The following is an 11,855-nucleotide window of genomic DNA, read 5'->3' as shown; positions in this document are numbered from 1 at the left end:
CGCGGCTCACTTCATCTGGTTGCGGTGGGTGAACGGGTAACTCAGCACGATCGTTTCCAGCAGGCGGGAGCTGTGGAACTCGCACGCCTCCAGTGACTTCACGCAGTCCTGCACGACGCTCAGGTCCACGCGCTTGATCTCGCGACCCAAGGCATACCCCAGCGCCTTTCGGCACACGTTTCGGAGGAACTCGGCCCGCCGCTTCTCCAACAGCAGCTTCTTCAACTCGGCCGGCCCGCTGAACTTCTCGCCGGTCGGGAGAACGCCGGCGCTGTCTACGGGTTGGCCGCCTTGCTCCGTTCGCCACCGGCCGATGGCGTCGAAGTTTTCCAGGCCGAAGCCGAGCGGGTCCATGCGGGCGTGGCAGGCGGCGCACTCGGACTTGTTGCGGTGCTTCTCCAACATCTGGCGGAAAGTCAGCGAGGCGTCGGCCCCCTTCGGCCGGTCGTTCAGTACCGGCACGTCCGGCGGCGGCGGGGGTACTTCGACGCCGAGTAGTTCTTCGAGCACCCACCGGCCGCGGAGGACGGGGCTGGTGCGGTGCGGGAATGACGTGACGGCGAGGATGCCGGCGTGTCCCAATACCCCACCGCGGTTCGGGTCGGTCAGCTTGACCCGCCGCATCTCCGAGCCTTTCACGCCGTCGATCTTGTACAGGGCCGCGAGCCGTTCGTTGACGAACGTGTAGTCGGCGTCGATCACGTCCAGCACGCTACGGTCTTCGCGGATGATCGTGTCGAGGAACAGCACCGTCTCCTCGCGCATCGTGGCGGCGAGTTCGTCGTCGAACTCCGGGAACGCCTTCGCGTCCGGCCGGACCGTCGTGCCGAGGGGCCGGATGCCGAGCCACTGCCCGCCGAAACTCTCGGCGAACCCGCGCGACTTCGGGTCGCGGACCATCCGCCGGACTTGCTCGCGGAGGATCGCAGGGTCGTGCAACTTCCCCTTCGCCGCCAGCCCGATCAGCGTTTCGTCCGGCATCGACGCCCAGAGGAAGTACGACAGGTGGGCCGCCACTTCGTACTGATCGAGTGGGTACGTGCCGGTCTTCTCGGCTGGCGTCTCGGTCAGGAACAAGAAGTGCGGCGAGATCAGCACGCCCTTCAGAGCGAGCTTGAGGGCCGGCTCGTAGCCGTCGCCGCGGGCGTGGGCCTTCTCGAAGACGTCGAGGAAGCGGTCGATTTCCTTGTCGGTCGCCGGCCGGCGGAACGCACGCGGGAGAAAGGCGGTGAGAACCGTGCGGGCCGCGTCGCGCGGCGAAGTCTTCGCATCGGGGACGGCGATCAGCAGCGATCGGCGGGCGGCGTCGAACTTGGGATCGGCCTTCTTGCCTGCGGGGAGCAGGGCGCCGAGGACCAACTCGGCGGCTTCCAGGTACTTCTCTACAAGAACCGGCGTGGTGAACAGCGTGGCCCCGGCGTTGTCGAACCCCTCGCCACCGCCACCCTCTGACGGCAACAAGTCCCCCGCGTGCAGGTTGATGCCGAACAGGTCGCGGAGCGTGTTGCCGTACTCGACGCGGTTCAACCGCCGGCTGAACGGCTCGCCGGCCAGGAGTTCCTCGCGCTGTTCCTTGGTCAACTTGTCGTAATCGACCCGCGACTCGGCGGCGTGCTTGAGCCACTCGGTCAGCACCCGCTGTTCGTCCGCCGTCAATTGCTTACTCTTCGGCGGCGGCATCTCCTTCGCCCGCATCCGCTCGGCCACCGAATCCCACAGGTCGTCCCGCCCGGCCGCCGCGGCATCAGTTTCGATCTCGGCGAGGTCGAGGCCGCCCTTCCGCCGGCTGGGGTTGTGACAGTCGAAACAGTAGGTCTTCAGCAGTGGCCGCACGTCTTGAACGAACGTGGGTTGGGGAGGTGTCGTCGGCTTCGGTACTGGTTCTTCCGACCACGCGGTAGCCCACCACGGCAACAGGCCGACGGTCGCGAGTAGGCCGACGAAGGCAACCAAGCGCAGCCACCGCATGGAGGGCACCCCGACGAATTGTGAGTCACGGCCGATGGTTAGAGCGTACCCGCACGGCCGCGGGGTGTCAATGAGCCGGTCCGCGGGCCGAACTATCCGCCGGTTAGGTGCAGGTCGAACTCCTGCACCGCGGTCTGCGTGCCGGATTCGATGCGCAACTTTACGGGCACCACCTCGGCCTCGAATTTCGCGGGCACGTCCCAGACCACGGTGCCGTTCTCGACCTTCATCCCCGGTGGGCCGCCTTCCACAGTCACGGTCGTTTCGCTCTTTTTGTTCCCCCACACGGCGGGCTTGTACGCTAGCGGTTGCCCCCGCTTCGCCCCGAGCGGCGGCCGGCCGACCACGAGGACCCAATCCGTCGAGCGGGACGAGAACGCGGTTTCCAGGTCGAGCCGCTTGAGCGTTAGCTGCGTGCGGTCGGGCGTTTCATACGCCCACATCTTCGATTCGGGGAAGAGGTGGACGGGGAAAATCACTTCACTGGCCGGTCGGGCGGTGCTCACCTTCCGCGCGGGGACGGCCACCGTGCCGAGTTCAACGCGGAGCAACTTGGGCCCGTGTGCGAGGATGGCAACGGCGTGCTTCTCGGTGCCGTCCGCAAGCCGCGTCGCGTTCGGACTCACGCGAACGGAGAACGGGCCGCTCGCTGCGGGGGTGTAATCGTACCGGGTCGTAACGGTTGTCTTCGCTGGCGTGGCTGGCACCTCCGGCATGGGGTGAATGTAGCCGCCGGAACCGTAAATGCGGCCGTCGTACAGCGGGGTGGCGTGCGTGCGGGGCTTCGACTTGGTGGCCATTCCGGCCTCGCCCAACTCCGTCCAGGACAGGGTGAAGTCGTTGAAAGAACTGTACACGCGGCCGTCGCCGGAGGCGGCAAGGGTCGCGGGGAAGATCAGGTCGTCGCGGCCCGCCCCGTCCACTTCGACCTCTTGCAGCGTGCGGCCGTCCACCCAGGCGGACCGCGGCTTCGCCTGGACGCCGATCCCCGCGACGAGGATCGGCCCGTCCGTGCCGTGGCCCACCACCATTCCTTTCGGCGTTCCGGCGAACGAATAGGGGACCGACTTTTCCGACTCGAACGTCGCGAGGTTCCACACGGTGAACTGTTTGCCCGCCGCGTTCAGGACGAAAATCTTCGACGCCCCGCCCGCGATCAAGTCGGTGGCGTCGGTCAACGGGAGCGTTTTCGTGACCGTGCCCGTCTGCGCGTCGAAGACGGCGAGTTGCTTGAGCGACGGCAGGCGGTAGAGGAGATATCGGCCGCCCCCGGCGTAGCACGAGTCGTCGGCCGCCGCCGGGAGTTTGACGACCGTCTCGTCCTTGATCTCCGTCACGCCAATGACTGGGTGAACCGGCGGCGGCACGATGAGGCGGAGGCCGCTTGGCTTGGCGGCGTGTGCCACCGGCTTCGGGGCCGGGGCCGGCTCTTTCTTCGGCTCAACCGAGGCCGACGGTCCTGGGTTCTTTTGCGGCGGGACCGGCGGTTCCGGGTCTTTCTTCACGACCACGATGGGTGGGGGCGGCACGCTCGGCTCGGGGAGCACCCCCCGCGCGGCCATCTTTCGGGCTGCGTCCTTGTCGCGCACGCTCAGGGCGAAGGTGTGGAACACCTCCTGCCCGGAGGCGTCCGAAACGGTGAGGAGGACGTTGGCCGTCGCCTCGTCGAACGACTCGGGCACGGCCCACGAGATCGTGTCGCCGGCCACGGTCAGCCCCGGCGGGCCGGACTCGACCTTCAGCTTCACGCCGCCCTGCTTCGACAGCACCGTCGGCGTGTACTCGAACTTCGTGCCGCGGCCGACGACGCCCGGCGGGTGGCTCGAAACCAACAGGTAGTCGATGCCGCCAGCCTCCAGGCGGGTTTTGAGGTTCATCCGGTGCAAGGTCAGGGCGTTGCCCGCGGCGTTGACGACGACCAGCAGTTCGGCCTCGGGAATGAAGTGGACGCGGTCGTACAGGTGGCTCGCGCCGGCCGATTTGCTGGCGGTTCGCGGCCCCGCGTCGAGGCCCTTCGGGTTCTTCAACACGACCAGCGAGCGGCCGTCGCCGATCATTCGGAGGTCGAGCGACACGGCCGAAGTCGAGGTCGTCGCGCCCCCGCCGGTGACGGCCAGGTACCACGGGCCGGAGGTCGCCGGGACCAGCGCCGTCCGCGGGGCTCGGTCCTTGTCGTTGAGGGGCTTCAATTCCGGAGTGTACACTCCCTTCAATGACGTGAACAGCGTGCCGTCGGGGCCGGGCAGGAGAGCCCCGGCGCTGTCGTGGATGTTGTGCCCCGTGGCCGACGCTCCCTGGATGACGAACGTGCTGATGCCGGACGGCGACAGGTCGGTGCTCCACCAGGCGTACACCCGCCCGTCGGCCGACACCCGGACCTGTGGGGCGCGGCGCTCGGACACACTCGGCTCCCCGCGCCCGCCTTCGTACTTGATTTCGACCTGCCGGAACGTGGTCGGGTCGAGGAAGGCGTACTGCTTCGACGTGACGTTCTGCCCCGCGACGTAGAGCGGTCCGTCGGTGGCGTGGCCCATGAGCATTCGCGTCGGCGGGCCGGCGAGCGAGTTGGCGACGGTCGCCTCCTTCTCGAACGTCGAGAGGTTCCACCGCTGGAAGACGTTCGCGGCGGGGTGCAGGATGTACAGCTTCGACATGCCCGCGGCGAAAAGGGCCGCGTCCTCGGCGATCGGCAGGTACTTGATGACGCGGCCGTGGACGGTGTCGAAGACCGCGAGCTGCCGGTTCCGCGGCAGGCGGAAGATCAGGTACCGCCCGCCGCCGCCCACGCACATCGCGTCCGCACTCTCGGGCAGGTTTACGGTCGCCCCGTCGTCGGCGGTCGTCGGCTTGAGCGAGAAGACCGCCGACGGTTGGCGGATCACGTTGACCGGCTCCACGGGTTTGACCGGAACCGGCGGTGGCTTGGGGGCGACCTGCGGCGGCTTGGGCGCGACCGAGGGCAGAGGTGCGGGTGTGGGGGCGACCGCGACGGCCGTCGGCGGTTCCGGCGTGCCGACGGCCGGTGGCTCGCCGACGCCGGCCACGATTCGAAACGTGTGCGTGACGGTCCGCGGGCCGGCGTCCGACACCGTCACGACGACCGCGGCCGGGCTGATGAAACTGGCCGGCACGTCCCACGAAACGCGACCGTCGGGCGACACCGTCAGGCCGGCCGGCCCGGAGTCGAGTTTGTACTTCACGCCGCCCGCTTTCGACCGCGCCCCCAGGGCGAAAGCGTACCGCTTGCCGGGCGCGGCCGTCGGCGGGCGGCCGGTCACGAACAGGTAATCGGTGTCGACCTTCTCGAAGAGGCCGGCCGGGTCGAACTTGTGGAGGACGATGCGGTCCCGGCTCGGCGGGAGGACGGCGACCAGCTTCGCCTCGGGGACGAAGTGGACGCGCCGGTCCGGGGTCAAGTCCCCGGTCGGTTCGGGTTCGTTCGGCGTCGGGAAGTCCGTGGCGGGTAACGTCGCGAAGACGCGGGAATCTCCGACCCTGCGTGCCGACACCGCCAGGCCGTCGGCCGTGAGATGGAACCGCCCGGACGGGGCGACGAAGGGAACCCCGGGCCGATTGAGTAGTCCCACGTGCGTCAGCCGGCCGTCGTAATCGTAAGGCCCCAGGTTCGTCAGGATGAGGCCGTCGTCGGTCGGCACCGCGACCCCGGCGTCGTTGCGGCGGGTTTCGATGGTGCCGCCGAAGGCCTTGAAGACCCCCGACGACGGGATCGGGTCGGCGCACCAGTAGGTGAACACTGTCCCGTTCGGGCTGGCGCGGAAGTGCACGGCGTCGCGGACCAGGAACTCCGGCACGCGGGCGTCGGCCACGAGTTTGACGTTCACCGGCTTGAGGACGGTGGGGTCGAAGAAGCAGACCGGGGCCGGATTGAGTCCGCCGCCCGCGCCGTCGCCGGCGTACTGCACGAGCAGCGGCCCGGCCGACGCCGCTCCGAGGGCGACCGCCTTGACCTCGCCTTGGAACGGCAGCAAGACGGTCAACTCCCGCGCGAACGTCGTCAGGTTGTACCGACTGATCGAGCCGGTGTCGTTCGCGACGACGACGAGAGCGTTCATCCCGGCCGCGATCTTCACCCGGTCGGCGTGGACCGTGATGAACTTGACCACCCGGCCTTCGTTCACGTCGAAAACGGCGATCTGATTGACGGACGGGATGTGGAGAAAGTAAAACCGCCCGCCGCCGCCCGAACACGCCTCGCCGACCGTGCCGGGCAGTTTCACCTCGGCCCGCTCGCCCGCCAGCGGGGTTGGCGTGATCGGCACCGGTCCCACGGCCGCGTACAGCGGCGGCACCAGGTCCGCGTTCGGGAACGCAGGCAGGTTCGGGTTGGCCGGGACGACGTTCTGGCGGCGCTTCTGCTCTTCTTCTACATGACGCCGTTGGACTTCGAACATCTTGGCGATCGCCTCATCGCGGTTCGCCCCGGCGTTCGGCGGAATCGGGTTCACCGGCGGGGGCGGCTCGACCCTCGCGACCGGCTGTTGCGGCCCGGCGGCCGCGAGAACAAGTGGTTCGGGCGAAGTGCGGTCGGCAAAGATGCCGAACAGCCCGATACCGATGAGCACCACGAACAGTCCACTACCGAGCAACAGGGGCACCAACAGTCCGCCACCGCCTTCCCGGCGGGTGGGGTAGGCGTCTCCGTCGTCGTCTCGCCGTCGTCGGCCGCCCGACCGCCGGCGCACCGGCCGATCTTCCTCCTCGTCGTCCTCGCTTTGCGACTTCCGGGCGACCGGGAGCGGCTGATCCGCCCCCGCGTTCGGCTTCGCGTCTTTCAGTGCCACGGCCCGCACGACGGGGCGGATTTCGGGCAGTTCGACCGCCTTCGGATCGCCGCTGCTCTGGAGTTGCGCGGGGAACGAGAACTGGCAGCCCGGGCAGATGACGGCCTGACCGAGTTGGTCCGCGGGCACCGCGTTCGGCAGATTGCACTGCGGGCAGCGGAGGGAGATGTTCGCCATGACGGAACCTTCGCACGTGGGGAGGCACGGACCGTCGATTATTCCCAGGAACGGGGGCCAAGTCCACCACGAATACAGGGTCGTACCCTAACTCTTCCCCAACACCAGATCCACGACCCAGCACCCGCGGACGTGCGGCCCGTCGCCGCGGCAGTGGCCGAGGATCGCCTCGTCCTCGCACCCGGCATCTTGCAGCGCGTCGGCGAGAATCGGCATCGCGGCGAAGTCGCGGGCGTCGTACATCGTCTGCGCGAGGCCGATAGACGTGGACGTGCGCCACCGGTGGTCGAAGGCGACGGGGCGGAACGGGTTGCCCGCGATGTCGTGCCACGCCGTCAGGAACATGTCGGCGGAGGCGGCGGGGGCGTTGCGCAGCAGCGCGGCCTCCTCCTCTTCGTTGGTGTAGATTCGGACGAACCCGCCGTAGGTCACGATGTCCTTCCACAACCTCCAGTTCGGCCCCCTCCGGTGCAACACTGCCGCCCACGATGCGCATTCGCTCGCCGTGTGGTCGGCGGTCGGATCGACCAACAGTTGCGGGATGCCACGGGTCACGAGTTGAGCCGCGCTCGCCATCGTGTCGAGAAGATACGGGATTGTCCGACTGTTCACACGACTGACCACATCGCCCCACTTGAGAAGCCCGTCGAGGTGCTTCTCCATGTACTTGATGCACTCCTGACTCTCGAACGGCAGCACGTCGCCGAGCGACCGGAGACAGTGGCACGCGAATAGCCTCAATTTCCGCCCGGTGACGGTGGGGTCTTCGGCACTCAACAGCGAGAACAGGTCCCGCGAGCGTAACCACTCGGCCTCCGTCATCGTGACGCTCTCCTATAATCGTCTCATGTCCACTGGAACCGAAACTGCTGCCCCCGCCCCGCCCGCCCACTACCGCGAGCCGCTGTCCATCGGGACAGTCCCGCTGGCGTCGCGGTTCACGCTCGCGCCGCTGGCCGGGTACACGAACCTGCCGTTCCGGTTGTCCGTTCGCGAGATCGGCGGCGTCGGCCTTTGCACCACCGACCTCGTCAACGCCCGTGCCATCCTCGAAGGCAAGGCGAAGACGATGGACCTGCTCGCCACGCACCCGACCGACCGGCCGCTGTCGGTGCAAATCTTCGGCGGCAAGGCGGACGAACTCGCCGGGGCCGCCCAGTGGCTGCAAGACCGCGGCCTCGCCGAGATCATCGACATCAACATGGGCTGCCCGGTTCGCAAGGTCGTGGCCGTCGGCGGCGGGTCGTCGCTCATGTGCGACACCAGCGGCGGCACCGTCGAACTCGTCCGCAAGGTGGTGAACGCCGTGTCGCTGCCGGTGACGGTGAAGATGCGGCTCGGCTGGGACGACGACAGCGAGACGGCCCCGTTCTTCGCCCGCGAGTTCGAGAAGGTCGGCGTGGCCGCCCTCACCATCCACGGCCGCACCCGCGAGCAGGGCTTCGGCGGCCGCGTCAACCGCGACGGCATCCGGCGCGTCGTCGAAGCCGTCGAGCGCATCCCGGTCTTCGGCAACGGCGACATCATGAGCATCGCCGACGCGGCCCAGATGATCGCCGACACCGGCTGCCACGGCGTCGCCATCGGCCGCGGGGCGCTCGCCAACCCGTGGTTCTTCCGCCAACTCTCGAACTGGACCCGCACCGGCGACCCCGGCCCCCGCGGCACCTACCACGAGCGGATCGCGTTCATGCGGCTGCACCTGCAACGCCTGATCGACTGGCGCGGCGGCGAGAAGTTCGGTTGTGTGATGTTCCGCAAGGTGGCGACGTGGTACACGAAGGCCCTGCGGCTGCCGAAGAAGGTGCAACAGCGGTTCGTGCTGCTGAACGACCTGAACGAGTTCGACGAGATCATCGCCCCGTTCGCGGACGCCGGCCCGCCGGCCGACTGGACCGAGTGGGACGTGCATCAATCGCAGGTCGCCGTCCCGGCCGGGCCGAACGCCCACTGGTGACGGCTCGTCGTACACCTTCGTGGTGCCGTCGTTGGTGTCGTACACCGGCACGCCGGTCGGTTCTGGCGGCCGCGGTGGCGGGCCGACTTTCGGCCGTCCGCCGCCGAGCGGATCATCTCCATCGGGCGGTTCGTCGCCCTTCGGCCTCGCGTCGTATTCGGCCAGGTAGTTGCGGGCCGTCGCCGCGAACTGCTCGTCGGTGACGTTGCCGACCATCTGGTGTAGCAGGTCCACAGCGTCTTGTTCGCCGGCACCCTGCGGCTGTAACGGCCGCCGGTGGCGGATGCCGGTCATCCAGAACTTCATGAGCACGGTGGCCGCGGACAGTTGCACCTTCTCCTCGTCGGACCGCAGCAACCGCCGGAGCATGAGCATGGCCTCCGACCCGGCCTCGCCGAGCAACCGCTTGCGAACCGTCTTCAGCGCCGCCTGCCACTCGCCGCGGTGTTCCTTCGCTGCCGCCTTCAGGTCTTCGACCGCGACCTCGATCTCTTTGGCCGCCGACAACCACGACGCCCCACCGGCCATGAGCTCGGCCGCGTGCAGGTACTCGGGCGGGAGGGAAGAAGTGCCGAACATACGCCACCCCAAACGGGCGAGGGGAAAGGAGCCTCTGGGGGACTATGAGGTATAGTGAACGGATGTCAATTAAAAGAAATGAACGGCCTCACCAACAGCGTTGCACGCCGTAGGCGTCGAGTGCGGGGTCGGCAGAGATGAGACGCATGTTTTCAACCAACGCTTGGGCGACGATCAGCCGGTCGAACGGGTCTTTGTGATGGAGGGGAAGGGTCGTCAGCAGCGCGGTGTGCCGCGGTTCGATCGGTAGGATCGTGAAGCCGTTGTCGAAGATCGCGTGCTGGACGAAGTCGAGGAACGGCTCGCGGAGGGTCAGCTTGCCGATCCGCATTTTGATCGCCACTTCCCAGTGGCTGGCCGGGCTGACGAGAATGCGGTTGTTCGGGTCGAGGACGTTCCGGGCAGCCACGGAACTCAACTGCGGGTCGTTCCAGTAAACCCACAACAGCGTGTGCGTGTCGAGCAGCACGTTCACGGCATGTACTCCGCGAAGTGTTCGAGGTGTTCGTCGTCGTCGATGTACTCGACGAGCATCCCCTGCCCGCGGCCGATGACGGGCACGCCCTTCGGCAGGTCGCCGGCGCGAGGCGGGGCGTCCTGGGTCGGCAACGAGTGCCGCAGTTGTTCGGCCAACTTCGCCCGCTGGTCGGCCGGCAGGGCGAGGGCTTCGGCGAAGATGGCTTCGGCGGTCATGGCGGTGCCTCCGGGGACGTGTGGCCATTCTACGGCGAGCGAACCGCGGCCGCTACTTAGCCGCGGGCTTCGGCAGGACGTCGCGGTTGATGGGTGTGGCGTCCCAGATTCTCGCCGTACCGTCTCGACTACCGGTGGCAACCCGCGATCCGTCTGGGCTAAACGCCACAGAGAACAATTCCTCACTGTGACCCATCAGAGCTAGGAGTTCGGTCCCCGTCTTGGCATCCCACACTCGCGCCGTCTTATCCTCGCTCCCTGTGACGATCCGCGAACCGTCTGGGCTGAACGCCACGGCAGTGACGGAATCTGTATGCCCGTTGAGTACGAAAATTTCGGTTCCGGACTTCACGTCCCATAACCTCACCGTTTGATCTCAACTCGTGGTAGCGAGGCGTGAGCTGTCGGGGCTGAACGCCACTGATGTTACGTAGCTACTGTGGCCGGAGAAGGCCAGAAGTTCCACTCCCGTCTTGGCATCCCATACACGCGCCGTCTTATCCTCGCTCCCAGTGGCGATCCGCGACCCGTCGGGGCTGAATGCCACCGATGTCACTTCCTCTGTGTGGCCTCTCAGGACGAGGAGTTCCTTCCCAGTCTTAGCGTCCCACACCCTCGCCGTTTTATCTTTGCTGGCTGCGGCGACCCGAGACCCATCCGGGCCAAACGCGACAGAGGTTATATGGCCTGTGTTCCCCTCGAGGCGAAGCAGTGCAATTCTCGTCTTGGCGTCCCATACCCACAGCCAATTGTTATCACCCCCTATGACGAGACGCGACCCGTCGGGGCTGAAGGCAATACGACTCCCGTTGAATGTCTGTCCCGAAAGTAGTGGCAGTTCAACCCCGGTCGTGGCATCCCAAACCAGTGCCGCACCACTGCTGCCGGTCACGATTTGTGACCCATCCGGGCTGAATGCCACGGATCTTACCCAACCCCCGGAAAACCCATCTGGTTTAAGGATCAAAGCATCAAACCTGTTATTTTTGACGTCCCACAATTTCACCCCATTTGAGCCAGTGACAACCTGCGACCCATTCGGGCTAAATGCGATACCACGCACGCGACCTGTGTTTCCCTTGATCGCAAAGAGTTCCACCCCGGCTGTTGCATCCCATATTCTCGCCGTCGTATCGGAGCCAGCGGTGGCGATCCGCGATCCATCAGGGCTGAAAATCACTGAAAAAACCAGTCCCATGTGTCCCTTCAGGGTCAACAGTTCTTTTCCGGTTTTCGCATCCCATACCCGCGCTGTGGCGTCTTTGCCGCAGGTTGCAATTCGTGATCCGTCCGGGCTGAAGGCTATGGACTGCAACCAATCACTGTGCCCTTCAAGTGCGACGAGTTCGGCCCCCGTCTTGGCGTCCCAGATTCGCGCTGCGTTGTCCGAACAAGTCGTGGCGATCCGCGTCCCGTCCGGGCTAAACACTACGGATTTGTCCCAACCACTGTGTCCTTTGAGTGTCAGTGCCACCTTTCCGGTCTTGGCGTCCCACACATATGCTGTGCCATCTGGACTGCCGCTGACGATGCGCAACCCGTCTGGGCTAAACGCCACGGACGTGACCATATCTTTATGCCCGTTGAAAGTGAAGAGTTCAGTACCGGTATTGGCGTCCCATACCCGCGCCGTATTGTCTGCGCTGCCAGATACCACTCGCGAACCGTCCGGGCTAGGC

At 66.6% G+C, this 11,855-nt stretch carries 8 protein-coding genes and 1 pseudogene; 1 reads left to right on the top strand and 8 read right to left on the bottom strand.

All coding sequences use genetic code 11. From position 1 onward, the window contains the following. Positions 1–6: 6 nt before the first annotated feature. The 3 genes from PX52LOC_RS01585 to PX52LOC_RS42240 all read right to left on the bottom strand — a co-directional run bounded on the left by PX52LOC_RS01585 (position 7) and on the right by PX52LOC_RS42240 (position 7,769). Positions 7–1,968, bottom strand: coding sequence for a DUF1592 domain-containing protein (locus PX52LOC_RS01585; RefSeq protein ID WP_149108434.1), 1,962 nt, complete (start codon positions 1,966–1,968; stop codon positions 7–9). 92 nt (positions 1,969–2,060) lie between these two features. Beyond that, positions 2,061–6,947, bottom strand: coding sequence for a hypothetical protein (locus tag PX52LOC_RS01580; protein WP_149108433.1), 4,887 nt, complete (start codon positions 6,945–6,947; stop codon positions 2,061–2,063). A gap of 87 nt (positions 6,948–7,034) precedes the next feature. Next, positions 7,035–7,769, bottom strand: a complete 735-nt coding sequence (locus PX52LOC_RS42240; protein WP_246173629.1) for a hypothetical protein — start codon at positions 7,767–7,769, stop codon at positions 7,035–7,037. A 25-nt stretch (positions 7,770–7,794) separates the two neighbouring features. On the opposite strand from PX52LOC_RS42240, the gene dusB reads away from it, so the two are divergent. Then, the gene (dusB, locus tag PX52LOC_RS01570) at positions 7,795–8,904 is read left to right on the top strand and encodes a tRNA dihydrouridine synthase DusB (RefSeq protein ID WP_149108432.1); all 1,110 of its coding nucleotides are present in this window, start codon (positions 7,795–7,797) and stop codon (positions 8,902–8,904) included. Positions 8,905–9,571: 667 nt separating this feature from the next. Here dusB and PX52LOC_RS01565 read toward each other — a convergent pair. The 5 genes and pseudogenes from PX52LOC_RS01565 to PX52LOC_RS43660 all read right to left on the bottom strand — a co-directional run. Further along, positions 9,572–9,958 (bottom strand): type II toxin-antitoxin system VapC family toxin, encoded by a 387-nt coding sequence (locus PX52LOC_RS01565; RefSeq protein ID WP_149108431.1) that lies wholly within the window; start codon positions 9,956–9,958, stop codon positions 9,572–9,574. Next, positions 9,955–10,176 carry a hypothetical protein gene (locus PX52LOC_RS01560; protein WP_149108430.1) on the bottom strand — a complete coding sequence of 74 codons (222 nt, stop codon included), beginning with the start codon at positions 10,174–10,176 and terminating at the stop codon, positions 9,955–9,957. The genes PX52LOC_RS01565 and PX52LOC_RS01560 overlap by 4 nt, the downstream gene beginning before the upstream one ends. Positions 10,177–10,228: 52 nt before the next feature. Then, a complete protein-coding gene (locus PX52LOC_RS43665) occupies positions 10,229–10,528 on the bottom strand; it encodes a WD40 repeat domain-containing protein (protein WP_390637605.1) in 300 nt (99 codons plus the stop codon). Between the two features lie 24 nt (positions 10,529–10,552). Next, complete coding sequence (locus tag PX52LOC_RS01550; RefSeq protein WP_390637603.1) at positions 10,553–11,650, bottom strand: WD40 repeat domain-containing protein; 1,098 nt, start codon at positions 11,648–11,650, stop codon at positions 10,553–10,555. A gap of 27 nt (positions 11,651–11,677) precedes the next feature. Next, positions 11,678–11,851 (bottom strand): annotated as a pseudogene (locus tag PX52LOC_RS43660) (WD40 repeat domain-containing protein); the annotation flags it as partial. Positions 11,852–11,855: the final 4 nt, after the last annotated feature.

This window comes from Limnoglobus roseus (assembly GCF_008254045.1).
Lineage (GTDB): Bacteria > Planctomycetota > Planctomycetia > Gemmatales > Gemmataceae > Limnoglobus > Limnoglobus roseus.
This window is presented reverse-complemented; position numbering and strand designations above follow the sequence as displayed.

Coding starts and splice junctions, on each gene's coding strand:
- PX52LOC_RS01560 (WP_149108430.1), bottom strand. CDS start 10,176: ATGACCGCCGAAGCCATCTTCGCCGAAGCCCTCGCCCTGCCGGCCGAC.
- PX52LOC_RS01585 (WP_149108434.1), bottom strand. CDS start 1,968: ATGCGGTGGCTGCGCTTGGTTGCCTTCGTCGGCCTACTCGCGACCGTC.
- PX52LOC_RS42240 (WP_246173629.1), bottom strand. CDS start 7,769: ATGACGGAGGCCGAGTGGTTACGCTCGCGGGACCTGTTCTCGCTGTTG.
- PX52LOC_RS01580 (WP_149108433.1), bottom strand. CDS start 6,947: ATGGCGAACATCTCCCTCCGCTGCCCGCAGTGCAATCTGCCGAACGCG.
- dusB (WP_149108432.1), top strand. CDS start 7,795: ATGTCCACTGGAACCGAAACTGCTGCCCCCGCCCCGCCCGCCCACTAC.